We start from the raw sequence: 23,072 nt of genomic DNA on the forward strand, positions 1-23,072 counted from the left end.
GCGGCCAAACGGCTCTCAGTGCGCGCGGAACCGGTTCCTGTTTCGATTCCACCATGCGAAGGCACCGGCAGACGCCCCCACCAGCAGCGTGCCAAGGGCTATGGGCAGGGGCGCTGGTCCGCCGGGACCCTGGCCATGGGCGGGAGCGGCAGCAGCCAGCTGGGCGGGTCCGGCAGCCCGGGTGACGGGGCTGTTCCAGTCCACACCACTGGAGGGTCCGGTAGGCGGGCGGTAACCGGCAGCGGCTGAGGGGTTTTCGGTGGCGGGTTCCGCCGGGACGGCCGCTGCCGTGGCGGGTGGAGCGGCCGGGGCAGGAGCGCCTGTCCTGGGCGGCTGGGGCTGGGCAGGTTGGACGGGCCGCTGGGTGGAAGGCGCCGGCTGGGCCGTCGGCTGGACGGGCGCGCCGCCCTGCCCCGGTGGTTCGTCAGGCTTGCCCGGCCGCCCGTTCGATGTCTTGTCCGGTGAGGGTTCCGGGCCGGGTGCGGCAGTGGTGGCAGCGGGCGAGGGCTCGGGAGAATCAGCCAACGCCGGCGCAGTAGCGGACATTCCTATGGTGAGCGCCAGGAACGCCGCGGAGGCGGTGGCGGGCACAGCACGGATGAGCGGGGTGGAGGGGGTCACGGTTACCTTTCGACGCCCACGGATCCCCCCGTCCGCGGCCTTCTGGTTCCGCAGCAGTCTTCTACACTCAGCCGGACGGCCGCAAATCCGACACAGGAGCGGCCGTCCGGTTTCGGCGTGTTCAGTCCCGGTTTTCCGGCGGCAGCGCCACCTGGATTTTCCTGGCTTTGCCCCGTCCCACCACGTAACCGCGGCCCGGAATGAAGTCCGGGCTGACCCTGCCGAGCGAGGTGTTGAGAAGGCTGTCACCTTCGATGTCCCCGGGGTTGAGAAGCAGGCCGCGGCGGCCGGATTTGAAGGGCTGGGCAAGCTGCCAGGCGGAGGACCAGGTGGAGGACTCGGACTCGCCGATGACCCATTGGTCTGCCTTAAGGGACGCGGTGACCAGCTGCGCCATCCCGGACTCGGCAATGGTGTCGGTGAACTCTGTGAGGCCCTCGATGAAGAAGGCCACGGCTCCCGGGTTTCCGGTGGAGTGCTCCACCAGGTCCTCCACCACCTCGGCGAGGTCGTCCGGGCCCACCAGGGCCCGGTTCCAGATGGGGAGGGATGCGACGGCGGACCGGCGGGACCCGAGGTAGACCAGCTCGGTGGCGGGGTTGGAGCGGCGCAGCGCGTAGGCAAGGGTGACCAGGGCAACGGTGCGCCCGGCACCCGGCGGGCCGGCCAGCAGGAGCGCGCCGCGGGCCATGATTTCGGCCGGCTGCAGGGACTCGTCGTCCACGCCGATGACAGGGACGTCCGGGCTGCCGGCGGGCAGGACATCCAGGTCCACCTGCTCGGGGAGCCGCTCGATGCCCGGCGCGGTTTCCAGGCCCTGCCGAAGCATGGCTTCGCTGAGCTTGTGGACCTCACGTGCCTGCAGGGCCAGGTTCGAGTTCCCGCCCAGGACGGCCAGCTGGACTTCAAGCCCGTCCAGCAGGCCGCGGCCCGGGGGCGAGGTGGCGGTGAGGACGTCCCGGGGCACGTCCATGGAAATGTAGTCGTCCTCCGAGGAGAGGCGCAGGACAAGCCGGCGCTGGATGGAGGCGAGCAACGAGGCGGGAACGGCGTTGGGCCGGTCCCCCGTCACCACCAGGTGGATGCCCAGGGTCCGGCCGTCCGTGGCCAGCTGCAGGAAAATGTCCCAGAGCCCCGAAAGCTTGCTGTGCTCATACGCCTCACGGAAGGCGGACATGCCGTCCACCAGCACGAAGATCCGCTTCTCATCCGGCCGGTTGGCCAGCTTCCGGTACTCCACAATGGTGGAGGCGCGCACCTCGGCGAACTGCGCGGAACGCAGCTCGGCGATGTCCCGGAGGAGCCGCAGCAGCCGTCCCACCCGTTCGACGTCGTCGCCGTTGATGATCTCCCCCACGTGCGGAAGTTCCTCCAGCATCCGCAGCCCGGCAGAACCGCAGTCGATGCCATAGACGTGGACCGGGCCGCCGCGCGGTGTGACGGCCGCGGCAATCGCAATGCCGCGCAGGGCTGCGGACTTGCCGGAACCGCCTGTGCCGTAAATGGCCATGTTGCCGTCCCGGTCCGGTTCATAAAACACGGTGGGCTGGTCCTGGTGCACGGGGTCGTCCGCCACGCCCAGCAGCAGCTGTTCGTCCGTCCGGGGATTGGGCAGCTTGGAGAAGTCATAGGTCTTGGCCAGTTCGTCCAGCCATGGCTTCCGCGGCGGCCGCAGGGCCAGTGTGTCCGCGGCGTGCACGATGGTGGAGGTCATCCTGGCGATGTCGTTGGGGCCGGCCGGTTCCGGGGCCGCAGGCTTCTCGAGTGCCGGCGCTTCCCAGCTGGGGCCGGAGCCAAAGGCCATCTCCACGATGTCGATCTGGGGACGTTGCGGCTTATCCGTGGTCCAGCCGCCGGCATAGCCCGTCTGGAAGCCCTGGATCCGGCCAGGGCCGGTCTTGGCAGCACCGCGGCCCGGAATGGCGGGATCGAAGTAGGCCGCATCCGGAACACCCAGGATGTCGGTGGCGTCGTCCTCGTCAGCCATCCGCAGCGCCACGCGGAGGTTGGTGTTGGCACGCAGGCTGTCCTTGATGACGCCGGCGGGCCGCTGGGTGGCCAGGATGAGGTGCAGGCCCAGGGAGCGGCCACGGGCGGCCACGTCCACCACGCCGTCCACGAACTCGGGCACGTCGCTGGCCAGGGCGGCGAACTCGTCCACGATGATCACGAGGTACGGCGGGGCTTCCGGGTCCGCCTCCCGCTGCAGGGCCAGCAGGTCCTTGGCCTTCTTCCGGTTCAGCAGCTGCTCGCGGTAGTGCAGTTCGGCGCGAAGGGAGGTGAGGGCGCGGCGCACCAGGTGCGGCGAAAGGTCCGTGACCAGGCCCACGGTGTGCGGCAGGTTGATGCAGTCGGCGAATGCAGCCCCGCCCTTGTAGTCCACGAAGAGGAAGCTGACACGGTCCGGGCTGTAGGCCGCAGCCATGCCCATCACCCAGGACTGCAGGAACTCGGACTTACCGGCGCCGGTGGTGCCGCCCACCAGGGCGTGCGGCCCTTCGTTCTTCAGGTCCAGGTACAGCGGCTCGATGCCCTTGGACCCCACCAAGGCCCTGAGGGTGCCGTTGTCCTTGCGGTTGGCCACGGCGGTGGCGTGCAGCGAATTGTTCTCCGTCCAGCGCTCCACCACTGCCTGCGGATTGTCCAGGAAGTCCTTGCCGATCAGGGTCACGTAGGACACCGCGCGCGGCAGGTCGGAATCGTCGTTGACGGGCTTGCCCACATCCACCACGGGTGCCAGCATCCGGGCCAGCTGGGCGGCGAGCTCCGCGTCCACGCTCTCACAGCTGACCGGGTAGGTGTGGCGGCCCAGCCGGACCTGGCCGGTGGTGGCGCCGTGGTCGCCGTCCACCACCATGAAATCGCGGCAGGCGGCCGGGAGGGACTGGACGTCGGTAGCCACCCACAGGATGTGCACGCCCGAGTCAGGGCCGCGTTCGGCCAGCCGGGTCAGGCGGCCGCGGTCCACGGGGGCGTCATCTTCCACGATGACCAGCACGGACGGCAGCACGGGCTCTTCGAGCTCGTGCTTTACGGGGTCGATGCCGGGGCGCAGCTCAGGGCCTGAGCGCTTGGCCGCTGCCTCCCGGGCCTCGACCAGGTCCTCGAGGCGGGCCAGCAGGGAAGAGCCGCCGGCGGAACCGGCGGCCAGGTGGTCCCCGCCCAGCGGGCTGTGGCCCGAGCCAACGTGCGGCAGCCACTGCAGCCAGTTCCAGCGTTCCCGGGACCGGGCGGACGTGATGGCGGTGAGGACCACTTCGGCCGGGGAATGCAGTCCCACCAGCTGCAGCACCATGGCACGGGCTACGTCGTCCACCAGTCCGCGGGTACCGGCAATCCCCAAAGCACCGGAGGTCCGGAGCTGGGAAACAACAGGGACACCTTCGATCTCGCTGAACTGTTTGATGCAGTCCTGGATTTCGCGGCTGTACTGGACTTCCGTGTCGTTGTTGGAGGGCTCTTCCAGCGGGATGCGCGACGGCGCGGTCCCCAGACCGAACCGCAGGCCCAGGAATGTGGAGTGCTCCGGCCGGTGCGTCCACAGCAGCGGTCCCAGCTTGTAGATGGCGTCCACCGTGTCGCTGACGGACGGCGCTTCCTGCAGCCGCACCGCACGTTCCACCTGCTGCAGCCCCGTGAGGTCCTGCCGGAATGCGGCCATGGCGGCGCGGAACTGCTTGAGTTGTTCCTTCTGCTGCTTCCGGGTCCGCATCTTCTGGTCCACGTAATGGCCCACGATGAACAGTGGCATCATCAGCATGAACACCATGGACAGCACGTTCTGCGTGACGGCGAAAATGACGGCACCCATCATCAGCGGCGCCACCAGCATGATGTAGGGGAAGGGATGGTCCTCGGGGCGCTTGGGCCCGGCAGGCAGGACCCGCTTGGGGACCTCGAAGCGGGGCACCACCCGCGGGGAGCGGTTGAAGTCCACCAGGGGCGACGTCGGCGCTGCCGCATGGTTGTGCCCCAGCGGCACCACGGTGACGGTCGTGTCGCCCAGGGTCACCGTGTCGGAGGAGTTCAGTGTGGCACGGGTGACGGGCAGGCCGTCCATCAGGAGGCCGTTGGCGGAGTTGGTGTCCACGATCTCGACGGCGTCGCCCACCGTGATCCGGGCGTGCCGTTTGGAGGTGAGCGGGTCCGTGAGGCGGATGTCCACGTCCCGGTCCCGGCCGATGTAGCTGGTGCCGGTGGGCAGCGAAAATTCGCGTCCGACGTCGGGTCCGGACAGCACGCGCAGGGTGGCGGCAGCCGGTCCCCTGCCGGCACCGGCTTCGTGGAACTGTGCACTGACCTGGGCCAGCGATACCACCGAGCCGGGGCGCAGGCCGGATTCGAGGAGGTTGTCCTCCCGGGTCAGGATGTTCCCGCTGATCCCGGCACCCACGAAGGCTTCGTCGATCCGCAGGGAAAGGTTGTCCGGGGCGGGGGTCCCTTTGCGGTCGGGGTCCGCCGCCCACAACACGGTGGCGATGTCGGCCACGGTGGCCATGCCGTCCACCGTGACGGCCAGGTCCTTGGCGTCGGCGGGTTCGCGGCGGAGTGTCAGCCGGATCCTCATCCTTCGTCCACGCCCCTCATCTTCTCCAGGAGGTACAGGTCATCGGGCGTCACCAGGTGGGTGGTGACGGCGTGCTCCACCAGGCGTGCCCGGCGGTTGGTGGCGAGCTTGCCGCCCCCGCCGCGCAGTCCCACCACGCCCACCCGGTCCAGCTTGTCGCAGACGTTGTCCAGCTTGCGGTTGAACCGGGTCAGTGCCCAGCCCAGGGTCTTGGCGGCCGCCGCGGAGGACGGGATGGTGCTGAAGCCGGTGCCTTCGCGCCGGAGCACGGGCTCGGCGAGCGCCACGATCAGCGCCTTCTGGGCGTCCGTGAAGACCACGGGGCCGATGGTGGTGTCCCCGCTGGACACGCCTTCCCGGGTTTCCTGCCGGAAGGACGGCGTCTTCAGGTGGACGGCGAACTCGTAGGTGGTGGGCCCGGCCGTGAAGATGATGTTGGTGTGGCTGAAGACCAGCGGAATCCGGGCGCCGGGTGACAGCCAGGCCTGCATGCCGCCGGAGGCGTCGGCGACGGTGGCGGACAGCATGCTGCCCACGTTGCTGAGCCACCAGATGCCGTCGTAGCGGGCCACCTGCAGGAACTGCCGGTGCAGGTACGGGTTGTCGTCCACCTCCAGGTCGCCTTCACGGCCGATGTTGAAGATGTCCTCATCCGATGGCTCATACCATTCGCCACAGAAATCGATTGCTAGATCCCCCATGATCTGTGCCTCCTCAAGGCAGAACTGTTGCGGTAGTCGAAGTGCTGGTCATGCCGCGGAAACGGCGGCTGGCTGTGCAGCGGATTCATTGGCCGGCGCACGCGATGGACCCGGACCCCAGCGGTGAGAATGCGCCGTCGGTCCGCACGATCATCACCTGGATGCAGGTCTGCCCTGTCGGGTTGGGACGGACCCGGACTGGCGGCTGTGCGATGGCCTGGAATCCCCCCTCGCCGCCGCCGATGGTGTACACCTTCCACTTGTAGGTGTCCCCGTCCTTGGGCTGCGGGTTGGTCCACGTGAAGCTGGCTTCCCCGTCGCCGCCGATAGCGCCTTTGAGGCTTTCGACGTCAGGCACGGTGCCGTTATCCAATGCGTCGACCGGAGGTTTGCTGGCCTGCTGCGTTTCCACAACCTTGGGCGTGCCGGTGGCCGTGTTCGACACCACGATGCCCACCACTGCCGCCAGCGCCAGGAGGGTGCCGCCGGCGAGCGCGAGCCACAGGTTGCGCTTGCTGTGGTCCGCTTCCGGTATTTCGCCGGGCTCGTCCACCTGCACGGCCCGCTGCACTGTTGCGTCTGCAGTGTAGGCGGTGTCCTGCGCAGCTCCCGCCGTGCCCGTTACCGGCGCACCGTAGTTGGTCGTCCCGGTGCTGCCGCGCAGGACGGTGGACTGGGCCCACTCCCCCGGCCCGGCGCCGTCGTCCGCGCCTGTAAGAGGCGCGGCTGCCCCTGCCGACGCCGTTCCGGTGGCTGCAGCCCAGGTGGTGCGGGCCGGAATGGAGGGCACCGCCGGGGCAGGCTTGCCTTGGCCGGGCGGCACGGGGGCAAAGTGCGACGGCGGGACGGCGCCTCCCCCGCGGCCCGTTGCGTCTGTCCCGGCGCCGCCGGGGTTGGGGCGCGTACGGGCCGGGAACGTGGGCGCGCTGCCGGTCCGCTCCGGGTCGATGGCGGCAATGCTGCGGACGCGCGTCTCCTCGGTCCCGTCGTCCGGGTGGCTCTCCTCCTGCTGGGGTTCCTCCAGGACCTCGAAGGGCGTGACGGAAAGGTTGAGCTCGGCCTGGATGCGCTGCAGGGCAAGAGCGAAGGCGTGCGCCGAGGAGTACCGGGACCGGGGCGATTTGGCCATGGCCGTGGCCAGGGCAAGTTCCAGTGATTCCGGCACATCGGCACGGCCCAGCTTTGGCAGCGCCATGTTGCTGATCCGGTTGATCAGTTCACGCTGCGAGTTGTCCGCCCCGGGCATCACGAAGGGTGAGCGTCCGGCCAGGAGGGTGTACAGCGTGGCACCGAGGGCCCACACGTCCACCATGACGCCGTCAACGCTGCCGTCCCGGAACTGCTCCGGCGGGGACCAGGGAATGGACATGCCCGAATCGTCGTCTGAGTCCCCGGCCAGGGTGCCGGAAATACCGAAGTCGGTGAGGGCAGGACGGTTGTAGTCCGTCACCAGGATGTTGGCTGGCTTGATGTCGCGGTGGGCGATGCCGGCCCGGTGGGCGGTTTCGACGGCGGAGGCCACCTGGATGCCGACAGCGAGGACCTCGTCCACGCTGAAACGCTGGCGCCGGTACCGCACGTCAAGGCTGGGCCGGGAGCAGTACTCCATGGCCAGGTAGGAATGCCCGTCGTCCGTTACTTCCGCTTCGAAAATGGTGACGATGTACGGGTGTGACGACAGCTGGGCCATGAGGTTGGCTTCGGACTCGAAACGCCGCCGCGCGCCCTCGGTCTTCAGGTCGGAGAGCAGCACCTTGACGGCGACCTTACGGCGCGGCCGGTCCTGTTCATACAGGTAGACGTCGGAAAACCCGCCGGACCCCAGCAGGCTGATATAGCTGAACCCCGGAATGCGGGGCGGCGGCGCAACAGGCCGTTTGGAACTCAAGGAATCTCCTCAAAACGCAATGAGATGTTGTCGCCCAGTTCGGCGATGTCGCCGTCGAGCAGGATGGCCATCTCGTTCTGGGCCAGGCGCCGTGGCGGCTGCCCTTCCCGGACCAGAACCGTGCCGTTGGTGGCCTTTAGGTCGCAGAGCATCACGTGCCAGCCCTCCAGCCGGACCTCCAGGTGGGACCTGGAAATGTCCCCCCCGGGGCTTGCCACCTGGACCAGCCGCGGCATGACGCCGCCCTGGACCCGGGACACGGACGGCTGCCGGCCGATCACCATGGACTGATCGAGGTCCAGGAGTTCGCCGGTGGACAGGCGCATCCGCCCCAGCCGGGGACGGGCCACCTGCACGGCATCAGGCAGCAGGGCACCCCCGCAGGCGCTGCAGTGGGCACGTGTGGGCGGATTGGCGTGGCCCTGCGAGCAGACGCGGGCCAGCACCAGCGGCCCGCCGGCGGGGTCCTGCTGAACGGACGGCAATTTCGTTGCCTGGCCGGGTGCCCTTCCCGGGAGGCTGCTCTTCATGACCGTCTGGCCATCGTGGTCGGGGTCGAAGGCGGCGTCGAACCCGTCATCGGCTTCCTGGTGGGCGCTGTGTTCCTTGCCCGCGCCGGATCCGGGCGCGGGAACGGATCCTGATGCCGGCATGGATCCGGGCGCTGGGCCGGCGGGGCCAAGGCCGGGTGCAGCAGGCACCGGCGTGGATGGAGCCGGAACGTGACCTGCGGGCGGCGCGGCCGGTGTGGCTGCGGTTGGCGGCGGAGCGGGTGCCGGGGCGGCCGGTGCCGGAACCGCTCCCCCGATGCGCCACGGCACTGAATCGATGAGGCCTCCGGCGGAGGCAGGGCGGGGCAGCACGGCAGGCCCGTCATTCGGGCCGGCGTCAGGTCCGGAACCGGGACCGGGTCCGGGCTCGGCGCCGTCTTCTGCGTCTGTGCCGGTCCCGGAACCGGCCGGCGGAACTTCGGGGGCCGGTTCCCCTGCCGCGCCGAGGGCGGGCAGCGGTTCGGCCGCGGGCAGTGCCGGTTGCTGCCGGGAAATGTGGCCCGCGTCGGCGTCGGCGTCCTCACGCACGGCGGCGTCTTCGATATGCCGCATCACTGTTCGGTCCCAAAGGTGGTCGTAGGACGTCGTCATCTCCCCTGCGGGCCCGGCGCCGGCTGCGTCGGAGCCGCCGCCCGCAGCAGCTGCAGCCGATGCGTTGAGGAGTTCGGGCTCCGCGTCAGCTTCCCCGGCCGACTCCCCGTCGGCACTGACATCCCCGTTGTCCCCGTCCGGATGGTTCTCCCCGTCGACGCCAATCATGCCGTCCGGGGCAATCGTGGCGTCCGGGTCCAGCCCGCCCGCGGCCGGGAGATCCACAGCGGCGCCGGCCGGGTGTTCGTCGGCCGGGTCCTCATCGATGACTCCCAGCACCGTTTCGGCCGAGGCTCCATCTTCGGGAAGGAGGGTGGTTTCGGGAAGGAGGGTGGCTTGCGGCACGTCCTCCTTTTCGGGCAGGACGGCAGGGCGCACTGGGTCAGCGGCGGGAACATCAGCAGCCAGGACATCAGCCGCTGGGCCGGCCGCGGAAGTTTCCATAGGTGCTGCGGCATCCGCAGCGGCCGGGCCACCCACGGCAGCGGGGCCGGACGCTGCGGCCATGGTCAGGGACTGCAGCAACACCACGCCCTCAGCGAGCGGCAGTTCGGGTTGCTCCGCAGCGTGCGGGGAACTGCCGGCGCCACCGTCCGCGATCCTCACCCGGCACGTCCCGGCCAGCACGAATCTGCGTTCGTTCCAGGTGGTCACATCCCGGCCGTCAAGATCGATGGTTCCGGCGGGCTGCTCGACGGTGAGGTCGATGTCGCCGCGCAGGAAGACCCGCAGGGACCCGTTGAAGTCCAGGATGCCGAAGGACGGGATGCGGGTGAGGGATCCGCCGGAAGTGCTGGTGACGGCTGCGAGGACCTCGTGCGGCTCGGGCCGGTCTGCGAGGAGTTCCCACAGCGCACCTGCGAGTTCGGCGGGGCACCCGGGGCCCAGGAGGACCGCGGTCCGGGACCTGACAACGCCCAACCAGGTGCCCGGGATGTAGCTAGCGTCCGTCATTGCCCTGCTCCCCGTGCTGGACTGGAGCGTGCTGGTCGGCCGTCTCCTCAACCGGTGCGGGCAGGGGCTGCGTCACGGCTGCGGATGCCTGCGGACGCGGCAGGGTCACTTCGTCTCCGTCAGCGGAGGTGAGGCGGGGCGCTGTGGTGCCCGCGCCGTCGTCGTTCGCAACGTTCCTCGCGTCCACCACGATGGCCGTGACATTGTCCCGCCCGCCCTTGCGCAGCGCAGCCTGGATCAGGGCGTCCACAGCCTCCTGCGGATCCGCCACGGTGCCGAGGATCCCCAGGATTTCCTCGTCCGGGAGTTCCCCAGTGAGTCCGTCGGAGCAGACCAGGACGCGGTCGCCTTCCTCCACGGGGAGAAGCCAGTAGTCCGCCTCCGTCTCGTCCCCTGTGCCCAAGGCCCGGGTGACCACGTGCCGGCGCGGATGGACCGTTGCCTCCTGGGCGGTGATTTCGCCCGCGTCCACAAGTTCCTGGACCTCCGAGTGGTCAACGCTGATTTGTTCGAACCGCCCCTGGCTGAGCCGGTAGGTGCGGGAATCGCCGATGTTCAGGACCAGCCAGTACGGCATGCCCATCTGTTCCACCACCACCGCACCGGTGAGGGTGGTGCCGGCGCGGGCTCCGGTGGCCTCACGGATCGAATTGTCTGCACGGGCCACGTACTGCTGGAGGACGGCAGCGGTGATGCTCCGTTCCCCCGTGCTGACCTGGGGCATTTCGGCGAGCGCCCGCACGCAAAGGCCGCTGGCGATTTCGCCGGCTTCGTGGCCGCCCATGCCGTCGGCTACGGCGAAGACGGGGTCCGCCGCGATGTACGAATCTTCGTTCAGCTCCCGGCGGAGTCCCCTGTCCGTCCCGTAGCCATAGCTGAGGCTGGGTCGCGGCCCCGGCTGGATGGTGGAGGAAACACTGGCGGGGTGCTGGTTCATGCCTGTCCTAGGTAAAAGGTACGGTCTCCAAAATGCACGCTGGATCCCGGGGTAACAAATGTGGGGACGCCCGGCACTAGTGGGGTGCGCAGGCCGTCCGGGGTGGTGACGGCGCTTCCGTTGGTTGACTGCCGGTCCGTCACCCAAATACCTGCGCCGTCGGTGAGCAGGTGCAGGTGGGTCTTGGAGATGGAACGCCCGGGATCATCAACGGCCAGCAGCTGTGCGTGCTGTTCCCCGGCCTGCCCCACCGGGTTGCGGCCCACCAGGACGCTGCGGTCCAGCTGGAAGTCGCGGCCGTCGTCCAGGCGGATACGGAGGACGGCCACGGGGCCTGGGCCGCTTATTCCGGGCCGCACCTGCGTGCGTTCGACGTCGTCATCCAAGTGCTGCGGAGGAACCCGGTGGCCGGCGGAACCTGTCGGTGCAAAAACCTGCGGGAAAGCGGGCATCATCCCCTGGGCGGCAGCCTGCGCGGGTGCCGGCGGCGAAAAGGAGGCCGGCCCGGTGTAGGGCATGGTCTGCGACGGCATGGTGGCCGACGGCGAAGGTGCGGGGGGTGCCGCAGGCTGGGGTGCGGGGGGTGCCGCAGGCTGGGGTGCGGGGGGTGCCGCAGGCTGGGGCATCTGGGCTGCAGCAGATTGTGGCGCCGGGTTTTGCGGCGGCGGGGCCTGGTACACACGCGCCTGGGCCCCGGTGGCCCCGGCCACCGGGGACAGCACCTGCTGCACGGGCGGAAGGTCCAGCGGCGCGAAGCTGTAGGGGCCCTGGATGCCGCCGGTGGTGATGGGGTCGCGGCCGGCCTTGACGTCGAATGCCAGGGTCTTGGCGGCGGCGTCATTCCAGCCGCGCAGCCCGCCGTTCTTGTCCCAGCGGCTGGAAACGACCACCAGCACCGCCCAGACGGCACCCACCAGGAGCAGCGGACCAAGGATGAACACGGCGGCGTCGAACCACTTGAAGACCATCACCAGCACCGCGGCCAGCACGGCCAGCAGGATGCCGGCCCCGGTGATGAGGCCACGCAGGAACACGGCACCGGCGCCGGGAGCATAACCGTCCTGGTCCGCGCTGCGGATCCCCATGAGCAGGTTGCCGGGCGTCTTGCCGGTGCGGGCCTCCAGGCCGAGCACCACGAACAGGTAGGCCAGGGTCAGGCCAAGGCCGATGCCGCCAAAAAGGACCAGCGAGGAGGTGTCGTAGACAATGAAGCCGCCGCTCCTGGTCCGGGTGATCCCGGCAAATCCGATGGCAAACGCCACCACCAGCACCGCCACCCCCGGCAGCCAGTCAATGACCGCAGCGCCAAGCCGCTTGCCCGCCGCAGCCGGAACAAGCTGAAGGTTCACTGCCATTCCCGTTCCTCCCCCTGGAGCGGCCTCCACCCGTGTGGAACCGCCGGTCCTGCCCGGCGCGGTCCCCGTGGGCAAGGTGCCCGCCTGCGCGGTGCCCGTATATGCGGTGCCCGTCGGCTGACTTGCCGGGGGCATTTCTACTATCGGGATAGTACCGGGATTCCCGGGCGCGTGCGCGGGGCGCGCTTCCCCCGCGGCGCTCCTTCCGCGGTCCGCGGGCAGGCCCGGGCTGCGGGGACGGCGTGCCGCCCGGTTGGGCAGCGGCGCCCCGCAGGCGGGGCAAAAGGTGGCCCCCGCCCGGATGGGCTGGTGGCAGCGCGGGCAGTGTTCGTCGCCGGAAGTCACTGCCGACCGGATCCTTCCTGGCCGCGTCCTTCCCGGGCCGGCGGCGCGTCAGCACTTCCAGAGGCACGACGGCGGCGGGCGGCAACGAATGCGGAGACCGCAGGCAGTGCCAGCCGGCCCCCGCGAAGGCTGGGGGCCTTGCCGGAGTTCATGGCGGTCCGGGCGTCGGCAAGCAGCGAGCGCGGCGAGAACCGTGCCTGCTGCCGGCGCCAGAACCCCATGCCCGAGGTCATTTCCTTGAGCGACCCGTCAACGATGGTCCAATACTCGCGAACGTCCTCCTCGGTGGGCTCCCCCGCGCCAAAGATGGAGGCGTCCGCCCGGCGGGCCAGCAGGGTGGTGGTCCCTTGGGTTCCAGGGAACGCTTCGGCCAGGACGGCAGCGCTTTCGCGCCGCGTCGAGCGGGTGTCGACGGCGGCACCCAGGTCGGTCGCCAGGCTCACCACCTCGTTCCAGCCTCCGCCCACACGCTGGGCGGGGTGGCCGTCGCGGAAACGCGACTTCCGCCGTCGCGCCTTCAGCAGGGCAATCAGCAGCAGCGGCAGGGCAAGGACCAGCAACGGGATGGCGGCGATACCCAATGCACCCAAAAGGGCGCCCCAGAACAGCCATGGGTTGTTCTTCTTCTGGTCCGCGTCCAGAGCGTCCGGTGAAGAGTCCGGCGGCAGGTCCGCGGGCTCCTGCGGCGGGGGCGGCGGCTGCAGCACCTGGGGCTTGGGCTTGGACTTGTTCTCGGGGTCCGGGGGGATGGGGATGTTGTCCTTGGGCGGGGTGGGATCGAAGCTGACCCAGCCTACCCGCTCAAAGGCGACCTCCACCCAAGCGTGAACGTCCTTTCCGGTGATCTTCACCTCGCCGGCACCGTTCTCCGGGCTGGTGGGCTCCGGGTAGAACCCCATCACCACGCGGGAGGGGATGCCCAGGTGCCGGAGCATCAGGGACATGGCCACGGCGTACTGTTCATCGTCGCCGAGCATTTGCTTGGCGGTCAGCAGGTTGCGGATCCGGGCGGCGCCATGGCCTGAGACGCTGGGCAGCTGCCCCTCACTGACCAGGCCGTTGCTGAAGGCACCCGTCTTTTGAAAATGCGCCTCGATCTGGCGTACCCGGTCGATGGCGGTGGGAGCGTCGGCGGACAGGTCGTTGGCCTGGGAACCGATCACCGGCGGCACCTCCAGCGGGGCCGGCAGGGAGATTTTGGCGAAGTCGTACTGCGTCAGCTGCCCGTGTTCGAGCTTGGCCGGATCGGACACCTGCACGGTGTAGGCGTCGCCGCGGGACAGCCCGTTGGTGGTGACGGCGGTGTCCGTTCCCGTGTTGAAGTAAAGACCGGCAGCAGCGGCGGAACCTGACTGGTCAAAGCTGATGCCGGTGGTCTTCCGGCCGCCCGGGACAAAGTAGCCCTGGTAGTCCTCCACATTGATGCTGATCGAGTAGTCGTTGGTGGGCACTACTCCGGACGTGTCAGCGAGGGTGTTGATGGACTTGGCGTCGCCCACCTTGCTGAAGTTGCCGGAACCGTTGGGGTCCATGTTGTAGTTGGTGCCGTTGAAGGCGTCCAGGGCACCCAGGCGCACCCGGCCGTCGCGCGGGAGGCCCTTGACCACGAACAGGGTGTCGTCCTTCTTGTCCTTGACGTAGGTCCGGAAACTGGCCAGGGGCGTGATGTAGTCCTTGGGATCAAACGGCGGCACCACCACGTTGCGGAGGACTTTGCGGTCCTCGCCGGCGCTGACCAGGGGTGCGGCCACCGCGGTAATTCCCACGCTGGCGGCAATCACTCCCGCAGCCATGCCCAGCCGGCGGATCCTGGCGCGGCGGGCGGTGCCGTTGTCCGCCTGCGGATTGTTGACCGCCACCCTGCGTGCGCTGTTCCGCCGCAGGGTGTCCCGGCGGAAAGTTGCCCACGCAATGCCAAGGACCGTCAGGCCGATGCCACGTTCGAGGGTCAGGAATGCCGCGTTGGTGCTGAAGGCAATGCCCGTGACAAACAGGACCAGGACAGGGATGAGGGGCAGGTAGGGGCTCCTTGCCCGCCAGGTCAGGAGCGCTGCCACGAGTGCCGTAATCAATGAGCTCAGGAAGGGGACAATGAGCACGCCGCCGGCGGTTCCCACCGGCACGCCCACGGTGAGCATGTCCTTCCAGGCGAACACGACGCCCAGGAGCAGGGTGCGCAGCGAATCCAGGGAGGGGACAAATCCGGCAATGGCGGAGTCCGGCACGGCCAGCCAGGTCCCAAGCACCAGGTAGGCGGCCAGGGCCAGGGCGGTGGTGATCAGCAGGCCCAGGCGCAGATGGGCGTTGGCTGCGCCGATGGCCAGTCCCAGGATGATGCCGCCGAACCCGGACAGGAGATAGTAGGGGTCACCGCCGAAGCTCAGGCCGAAGCCGAGCAGGCCCAGGCCCAGCAGGACCACCAGGGCTCCGGCGTCGAGCATGAAATGCCAGGGCGGCTGGCCGGTGGTGAAGGCGGAGTCCGGGTTTGCGGCCTTGCGGCGGGTACGGGTTTGCGGGGACCGCGTTTGTGGGGGCTGGCCCGTTGCGGTGCTCATGCGGCGGCCTTTCTCAGCACGATGGCAAGGTCGGCAAGATCGCCGAGCGTCAGGACGGTGAGGTCTGCGATGTTGGCCCGGGTGGGCGCTGCACCGGCGTCCACCCGGACCGCCAGGCTGCGGACGCCGGGCGGGACGGAGGCGGCGGCGGAGCGGAGCTGGGTGGCCGTCACATTGCTGCCCACCACGAAGAACACCACGGAGGCGTTGGGCACGGTGTCGGCCAGTGTCCTGGCGAGGTCGACGGCGGTGCGGCGCATCGGAGTGCCCACGATCCGGGTCATGTCATCGAGCAGGTTGCGGCCGGTTTCGCAGCGGAGCGGGCCCTTCTGCGTGAGCACGTCGAGTTCGCGCTGTTCGCGGATGGCCTGCCGGCCGATGGAGGCAGCCACAGAGATGGCCATTTCGAATTCATTTTCGGAGGAGTACTCGTCGGTGTTGATGGACAGCGAAATGGCCAGGTGGGCGCGGCGGGTTTCCTCGAACTGCCGCACCATCAGTTTGTTGGTGCGGGCCGTGGTTTTCCAGTGGATGTGCCGGCGGTCATCGCCGGGTACGTAGTCGCGCAGGGCGTGGAAGGACACGTCGGCACTGGAGAGGTCGGTCGTGGGCATGCCCTCAAGGTCGCGGATGAAGCCTGCGGCAGAGCCTGCCAGGGCAACCGTGCGGGGGTGGACGAAGAGGTCCTCGGGTTCGGTCCAGAGGACCTGGCGCCGCAACAGGTGCAGGGGGTCGGCCCGGACGGAGCGGACCGGTCCCACCACGATCACGGCGCGCCGTGCGGTGGGGATGGTGAACAGGTCCTCATGGACCTGGCCGGGCTTCATCCGGGGAAGGTGGAAGACGGCCGTGGTGCTGCCCACCGGCAGTTCCAGCGCGGCCGGCAGCAGCGGGCGGGCCGAGGTGTTGGAGACGGCGATACTGCCGACGGCGCTGTCCCCCACCGCCACACGCGTCCGGGCGAGGTCCAGCAGCACGCCATAGGAGGACCGGCCGAGGATGAACGCGACGGCGATCACGAACATGGCGAACGCGGCGATGGACGCGGCCGTGGCTTCCTGCCAGCCGAATGCCTGGCCGGTGGTCCACAGCAGGATGGCGGCGGCCAGGACGGACCAGCCCAGGATGCTGACCACGGACAGCACCGGCCAGGCGTACTTCAGCCAGATCTCCCGGACTTTCCGCCAGGCGGGTGTCAGGGCCTGGAGGGCCGTGCTGCTGGCTTCGGACCAGACCGCTGCGGGGTGCAGGCGGGTGGGGCGGCCGTCCCGGTGGAAGGGCTGCTGGAGACGCTCCGCGAGCCGGGTCAGCCGGGTGCCGCTGGACGTGCCGTCGGACATAAGGGTTTGCCTTCGTTGTAGCGCTGGAATGACAGTGGCGGCAGCTGCAGCTTCAGGCTGCAGGCCGGGCGGCTCAGGCGTTGGTGCGCTGCTGCGGGGCGGCGACGTCGGCCAGGATCCTGGTCAGCACAGCCTCGGCGGTGGCACCGGAGAACTCGGCTTCGGGATCCATGACGAACCGGTGGGTCCACACCACGGGTGCCAGTTCCTTGATGTCATCCGGCAGCACGAAGTTCCGCCCCTGCGCGGCAGCCCAGACCTTCGCGGCACGGACCATGGCCAGGGCGCCGCGGACCGAGACGCCAAGCCGGGTCTCGGGTGCGCTGCGGGTTTCCTCGCAGAGCCGGGAGATGTACTCCAGCACCGCGGTGTCAACGTGCGCCGTGGCGGCGAGATCGGCCATGTCCGCCACCGCCTGGGTGGTGATCACGGCAGTGAGGTCCTTGGAGCGGTCCTTCAGGTTGTTGCCGCCCAGGAGCCGGACTGTGGAGGCGTGGTCCGGGTATCCGATGGAGGTCTTGATCAGGAAGCGGTCCAGCTGGGCCTCGGGCAGGCGGTAAGTGCCTGCCTGCTCGATCGGGTTCTGGGTGGCCATGACCATGAAGGGGCGGCCCGCGGAGTAGGTGACGCCGTCCACGGTGACGCGGGACTCCTCCATGACCTCCAGCAGCGCCGACTGGGTCTTCGGCGAGGCACGGTTGATTTCATCGGCCAGGACGATGTTGTTGAAGATTGGCCCCTTGTGGAACTCGAACTTCTGCGTCTTCTGGTCGTAGATGGTCACGCCGGTCACGTCCGAGGGAAGCAGGTCCGGGGTGAACTGGATGCGGTTGTTGGAGCCCTGCACAGTGGCAGCCAGGGCCCGGGCCAGGGAGGTTTTACCAGTACCGGGCGCGTCCTCGAACAGGACGTGTCCCTCGGCCAGCATGGCGGTGAAGGTCAGCCGGATGACGTGTTCCTTGCCCAGCACCGCCTGCCCCACATTGGCAACCAGCTTTTCGAATGTGCCGGCAAACCACTCGGCCTGCTCCATGGTCATGGTCATGACAGTTGCTTCCTTCTTCTGGGTCGAATTTCTGTGCGGGCCCGGACGGACTCCGCGTTGCGGTGCAGTGTTTCCTGCTAACGGTTTGGCATGCCGGCCGGCGGATTGCAGCCGACGTTTGACGTGTCACAGCGGAGCCAGTGGCCGGAGGCCATGCCGGAGCTCAGGTGGTACCAGATGCCGCTGGGGTTGTTGGACGTCTTGTACCAGACCTGGTACCGGTCGGCAGTGGACGGGGCACCGGCGTCGAGCCATATACCCTCGCCCGTGCACTGGGACGGATTGCCTGCAACATAGCTGTCGGTGCCCTTTCGCGGCTCCGTGCAACTGCGGACAGGGCTTGCCGTGACGTTCCACGACGTGGGTACCGGGGGCGGTGGCTCCGATCCGCTGCGGGACGTGTCGCTGCCAATCCGGCCGGGCTGGCCTGCGCTGACGGCCCGCACCTCCAGTTTGTGCGTCTCACTGTATCCAACAGTCTTGGAAAAGGTTCGCTGCTGGGTGTCCTGCCACGGACCGTTGTCCAGGCTGTACTGGTACCCGGTCACTGCCCGCCCGTTGCCGCTTGGCTGGTTCCACGTCCACGAAACTGTCTTGTCGCCAACTCCGCTGCTGTTGCTGCCGTTGACCGTTGGAGCGAACGCGAGGCCGTAGGGGTTGACGGCGTTGGAGGGTGTGCTTGCGTCGCCGGCGTTGGTGCTCCGGGACGATACAGCCCACACCACCACAGAGGTCTGCGTGCCGTTCGGCGCCGGGACGATGCCCCCGCCGGCGGGGATGGTTCCGCTGCCACCGCCGGAAGTCAGGCTGTATCGATAGGAGATTTCATCCCCCGTCGATCCATTGCGCTGCGCAGCTGTGAGCTGCGGGAACCGGACATCGATCTTGCCCCCGTTGCCACCTGTGTCGTAGAGCGTTGCGGTGGGGGTGCCCACCATTCCCGGCTTGCCGACCGCACGGACAGGAGCCGAACTGGCGCTGGTGCCGCTGGTCCCAGCCTTGTTCGTCGCTGAAACTGTGAAGGTGTAGTTTGTTTCCGAGTTGTCCACCGTCACGTTCTGCGAGGTGGCAGCAACCTGTTGACTGGAGACCACGGACCCGCCGCGAAGCGTGGTGAGGGTGTAGGACGAGATGGCATCACCGTTGTTGTTCGGTGCAGTCCACACCACCCTGAGCTGGCTCTGTGAACCAACCGGGGTTGCCTGGGCCACGCTGGGCGCGGCCGGAGTTGCGGGGACACCGGCCGGTACTTCTGCAGCCGAATAGGGGCTCCACTCGGACGGGTCCTTGGCGTCGTTGCGGGCCAGGACCCGGACCTTGTAGGAGACGCCGTTCTGCAGGCCCTTCCAGACGTAGCTGACGGACGTCAGTCCCTGGATTTGGGCGTTCTGGCCGGCGGGCGCCGGGGAGATCTCCAGGTCGTAGGACTTCACCGGGGAACCCTTGCTCGCCGGAGCGGCCCAATTAACTGCCAGTTGCTTGTCGCCGAACTTCAGCGACGGCGCCAGCGGCGTATCCGGCTTCACGTCCGGGCGGACATCGGCCGAAGCCGGCGACCGGTCCGAGTCACCGAACTCGTTGGTGGCCGTCACCTGGAAGTGGTAGGTGGTGTTGTTGGTCAAGCCGTTCAGTGTGCAGGTGTTGGCGGGGCAGTCCTGCCGGAATCCGCCCTCACCATAGACCGTGTACTTGGTAATGGGTGAGCCCCGGTCAGCCGGTGCAGACCAGTTGAGCAGCGCGGTTTGGTCACCGACGCTCTGCGCCTGCGGTGTGGTGGGTGCTGCAGGTTTGTCCTTGACGGTCAGCCGGACACGCGCCGTGGCATGCCGGGAGCTGTCCTGTGTCTTGTCCTCCACGGTGTAGGCCACCACCAGGGTGCCGGTGAAGCCGGGCGCAGGCGTAACCGTGATCGAGTCACCGTTGACGCCCACGTTGCCGCTGCCCGTTTCGGTATTGGCGGCAATGATCTTCAGCGGAGTTTCCGGGAACGGGTTCGCGTCGTTGGCCAGGACGTTAATGGTCACCGGTTTGCCGGCGGCGGCGTTGTCCTGAACGTCGTCGTTGGCCACCGGCTTGGGCCGGTTGGAGGCGGTCACCGCGAGCTGGTACGTGGCGGTGGCTTCAAGCCCGCGGGGGTCGGTGGCCTTGACCTGTACGGCGGCCCGGGTTCCCGTGGCCGTCGAATCTGCCGCCGAAACCTTGAGGGTCCGGCCTTCGAGGCGTGCGTTGAAGCCGCCGGGCGAGTCTCCCACCAGCTGGTACTTCATCTTCTCGACGTCGTCCTGGTCGGGATCCGAGGTCAGCTTTCCCAGATCGGTGCCGGCCGAGTCGCCCTTGGGGACATCCAGGCTGGCGCCCAGCAACTCTGGCGGGTTGTTCTTGTCGGGATTCGGGAGGACCTTGGTGCGGATGCTCAGGGTGGACTTCATGCCGGCTGCATCGTCCGGTCCGGTGCCGTCGGTCACCTCGAACGTGAGCGATCCCGGGCCCACGTAGTCGGCTCCCGCCGCGTACTTCAGGCCGGCGCCGTCGCGCGTGACGGGGTCGCCGCCGTCGGCCCCAATGAGCTTGATCCGGTCCGCCTGGGTCAGCCGGGGCGACCGGCCTTCCCGTACCTTGACCCACTCCTTCAGGTCCACGTCGACGGACTGCCCGGCGACCACTTCGATGACCTCATCCTTGGCCAGGGTGGGAACCTGCTGGCCCAGGCCCGGCACCCAAATGATGGCGGTGGACTGCTGGCCGTCCACGTCTTCCACCGTGTATGGGATGAGCTGGGGCTGTTCGGTGAGGTCCACCAGCACGTTGCCGTTGCCGCCGGGCCGTGCTGTGGTTGCCTCGGTGCTGATCTTCAGGTTCTCACCCACGCCGTCGGGATCCTCGTCGTTCTTGAGGACGGGAACATCCACGGCCGTCTTGCCCATGGCCTGGGCTGAGGTCACCCTGTCGTCGCGGGCAACCGGCGCCTTGAGGGGCACGTCATTGTCCACCACCAGTCGGATCGTGGCCTGCGCGGCAGCGTCCCGGTCGTCCGCGACGGTGTAGCGCACGTTGACGGTTCCGGCCTCGTTCGGGGCCAGGAGGATGATCCGGCCACTGTTCCTGCTCACGGTCGCCTGCAGCGCGGGGTCCGCCTCGATGCCGTCGGTGAGGATGCGGATGCGGTCGCCGTCGGGATCGGTGTCATTGGCGGTCGCGTCAACGGCGATCTGCCGGCCCGGACGCACCCGGACCTCGTCATCCACCGGGGTGGGCTTCTGGTTGGTCTCGCCGCGCGGCGCGACGCCAACGGTCACGGTGCCCGTGTTGATGGCTCCCTGGCGGTCCACCACCTTGTAGCGGAAGGTGTCGGTCCCGGCACCGTCGCCTGCAGCGGTGAAATCGATGAAGTTGCTGCCTACCGTGGCGGTTCCCATGGCAGGGGTGCTGTCGATGCCGGTCAGCTGCACGGAGTCGCCGTCGGGATCGATTCCGTCCAGCGGCACCGGGATCCGGACGGTGCCGGCAGCCACCACCCGGGCGGTCAGGTTGCGCGGCTGGGGCCGGGAATTCTCCGCGCCCTCCAGGGGCAGGATGTGGATGGTGACGGCGGCTGCGCTCTTCTGGCCCTGCGGATCCACGGCGTTATAGATGGCGCGTACCGTCTTGGGCTGGGCGCCGGCGATGAAGCGGAGCGTGTTCTCCGAGACGAAGCTCTTCCCGTCGCCGGGATCCACTGACTGCGGCAGGACGGGGTCCACGGTAAGTTCCTGCCCCTGCGGGTGGGTGTCGTTGTCCAGGACCGGGATGGTGACAACGTCATTGACGCGGACATTCACCTCATCCGGCTTGGGCTGCGGGGCTTCCACCACTGCAGGGGCGGGGACGGGCACCACGGAGACGCTGCCGGTGGCCGATTTCCTGCCGTTGGACATGGTGTATTCGAACAGGACGGGGTCCTTGGTCCCCAGGATGTCGGTGATCCGCAGGACACTGTGGTTGATCACGCTGACAGATACGGTGGCGTTGTCAGGGAGTTTGACGGACTGCAGCACCAGGACGCCGCCGGAGGGGTCGGAGTCGTTGGCCAGGGGGTCCAGCAGCACGCTGCCGCCGGTGGGCATGAGTGCCACGTCATGGACCGCCACGGGGTCGCCGCCGTCGTTGCCGGATTCGACGTCGACGCGGATGAGGCCCTGGCTGCTTTGCGGCCCGTTGCTGGCAATGTAGGTGAGGTAGACCGGGCCGGGGGTGGTGCTGCGGAAGGTGAAGGTACCGCCGTCTGTGACGGGGCCAAGTTCGGCGGGGCCGTTGGCTTCCACCTGGGCCAGGCGGAGGGCGCCGCCGTTGGGATCGACGTCGTTCTTCAGTGGGGAGATGACCAGGTCCTGGCCCACGACGGCGGTGACGTGGTCGGCGTTGACCACGGGCGCCAGGGCGCCTGGCGGCTGGACGTTGACCACTACCTTGCCGGTGACGGTGGCGCGGCCGTCCCAGATGCTGACCTGGACGTTTTTCTTGCCGGCGGTTGCGCCGGAGTCCTGGAAGGTGAGCAGGCCGTCGCGCCGTACCTTGACCTGGTCCTGGTCGTTGTCGGCTTTCGCGTCCAGCAGGACCAGGTCGTCGCCGTCGGGGTCTATCCAGTCGGTAAGGATGTTCTGGCTGACCGTCTTGCCCTGTTCCACCAGCATGGTGGTGTCTTCGCCGCGCTTGAACTTCGGCGGTTTGTTTTCGTCCGGTCCCACCACGCTCAGCGTGACCTGGCCGCCGGCGGACAGACCCCGGCCGTCCGAGGCACTGTAGTTGAAGGTCTCGGTGCCGGGTTTGGCGTCGGCCGGGACAGTGATTTGGAACGCTGTGCCGCCGTAGATGCTTTCCAGGGTGCCGGACTTGGGCCCGGAGTCCCCCACGGCCGCGGTGAGGACGTCGCCGTCGGGGTCGGAGTCGTTGTCCAGGACGCTGAGGATGGTGGTGCGGCCCGGGCGGACGCCGACGGCGTCGGGCTTGGTTTCCGGCGGCCGGTTGGGTTTGGTGCGGTCCGGCAGGATGTTGATGGTGTTGTTGTCCGCCGATTCCTGGTCCTGGTCATCGGATTGGTTCTTGGGTGGGATGACGTCGTCCCAGTTGTTGACCAGCTGCATGTTCTGGTTCACCAACCACACATTGCCCGAGTTCACATCATTCAGGACCACCAGGTCCCGGTTCACCCGGAAAACATACGACGGCGACGCACTCGCCTTGGGCACGTCCACCTTCTTATCGTCCCCATCNGAGTTCACATCATTCAGGACCACCAGGTCCCGGTTCACCCGGAAAACATACGACGGCGACGCACTCGCCTTGGGCACGTCCACCTTCTTATCGTCCCCATCGTTGGTGCAGTCCCGGACGTACTTGTTCGCCCCCGACCACGCCGCATGCACACACCCGCCCAACTGCACAGGAGCAGCAGGAACACCCTCGCCGTCGAACCCCACCGTCTTCGCCGTGGAACCATCAAGGGGCTGCTTCAACAACGCCTTCCGCGTCGCCACCGCAACAACGTCACTGCCCGGGCCCGCCTGCTGCAACTTCGCATCCCGCGCCCCCTCCAACGCCAACCGCTTACCACCGGGCAAAAACAGGTTCCCCGCCGCAGCATCC

At 68.4% G+C, this 23,072-nt stretch carries 11 protein-coding genes and 2 pseudogenes; all 13 read right to left on the reverse strand.

The window, feature by feature from the left end:
- Positions 1 to 15: 15 nt before the first annotated feature.
- Positions 16 to 621, reverse strand: coding sequence for a hypothetical protein (locus ASG86_RS19945; protein ID WP_056338688.1), 606 nt, complete (start codon positions 619 to 621; stop codon positions 16 to 18).
- Positions 622 to 742: 121 nt separating this feature from the next.
- The gene (locus ASG86_RS19950) at positions 743 to 5,188 is read right to left on the reverse strand and encodes an FtsK/SpoIIIE domain-containing protein (protein WP_056338691.1); all 4,446 of its coding nucleotides are present in this window, start codon (positions 5,186 to 5,188) and stop codon (positions 743 to 745) included.
- Entirely contained in the window at positions 5,185 to 5,889 is a 705-nt protein-coding gene (locus ASG86_RS19955) for a hypothetical protein (RefSeq protein WP_056338693.1), read from the reverse strand. The genes ASG86_RS19950 and ASG86_RS19955 overlap by 4 nt, the downstream gene beginning before the upstream one ends.
- A gap of 85 nt (positions 5,890 to 5,974) precedes the next feature.
- Positions 5,975 to 7,777: a serine/threonine-protein kinase gene (locus tag ASG86_RS19960; RefSeq protein WP_056338696.1), complete on the reverse strand. Its 1,803-nt coding sequence runs from the start codon at positions 7,775 to 7,777 to the stop codon at positions 5,975 to 5,977.
- A complete protein-coding gene (locus ASG86_RS19965) occupies positions 7,774 to 9,873 on the reverse strand; it encodes an FHA domain-containing protein (RefSeq protein WP_056338699.1) in 2,100 nt (699 codons plus the stop codon). Before ASG86_RS19965 ends, ASG86_RS19960 begins: the two co-directional genes overlap by 4 nt.
- Positions 9,860 to 10,810, reverse strand: a complete 951-nt coding sequence (locus ASG86_RS19970; protein WP_056338702.1) for a PP2C family protein-serine/threonine phosphatase — start codon at positions 10,808 to 10,810, stop codon at positions 9,860 to 9,862. Before ASG86_RS19970 ends, ASG86_RS19965 begins: the two co-directional genes overlap by 14 nt.
- Positions 10,807 to 12,165 (reverse strand): RDD family protein, encoded by a 1,359-nt coding sequence (locus ASG86_RS19975; protein WP_056338705.1) that lies wholly within the window; start codon positions 12,163 to 12,165, stop codon positions 10,807 to 10,809. The genes ASG86_RS19970 and ASG86_RS19975 overlap by 4 nt, the downstream gene beginning before the upstream one ends.
- A 288-nt stretch (positions 12,166 to 12,453) precedes the next feature.
- Positions 12,454 to 12,510 (reverse strand): annotated as a pseudogene (locus tag ASG86_RS21240) (hypothetical protein); the annotation flags it as partial.
- A complete protein-coding gene (locus tag ASG86_RS19980) occupies positions 12,507 to 15,065 on the reverse strand; it encodes a transglutaminase-like domain-containing protein (protein ID WP_056338707.1) in 2,559 nt (852 codons plus the stop codon). The gene ASG86_RS19980 and the pseudogene ASG86_RS21240, both read right to left, overlap by 4 nt.
- Positions 15,062 to 16,405 (reverse strand): DUF58 domain-containing protein, encoded by a 1,344-nt coding sequence (locus tag ASG86_RS19985; protein WP_056338710.1) that lies wholly within the window; start codon positions 16,403 to 16,405, stop codon positions 15,062 to 15,064. Before ASG86_RS19985 ends, ASG86_RS19980 begins: the two co-directional genes overlap by 4 nt.
- 73 nt (positions 16,406 to 16,478) lie before the next feature.
- Entirely contained in the window at positions 16,479 to 17,450 is a 972-nt protein-coding gene (locus ASG86_RS19990; protein WP_056338713.1) for an AAA family ATPase, read from the reverse strand.
- A 77-nt stretch (positions 17,451 to 17,527) separates the two neighbouring features.
- Positions 17,528 to 22,675 carry an Ig-like domain-containing protein gene (locus tag ASG86_RS19995; RefSeq protein WP_442854312.1) on the reverse strand — a complete coding sequence of 1,716 codons (5,148 nt, stop codon included), beginning with the start codon at positions 22,673 to 22,675 and terminating at the stop codon, positions 17,528 to 17,530.
- Positions 22,676 to 22,700: 25 nt separating this feature from the next.
- Positions 22,701 to 23,072: pseudogene (locus ASG86_RS21080) on the reverse strand (hypothetical protein); the annotation flags it as partial.

Source organism: Arthrobacter sp. Soil764 (genome assembly GCF_001428075.1).
Taxonomy (GTDB): Bacteria; Actinomycetota; Actinomycetes; order Actinomycetales; family Micrococcaceae; genus Arthrobacter.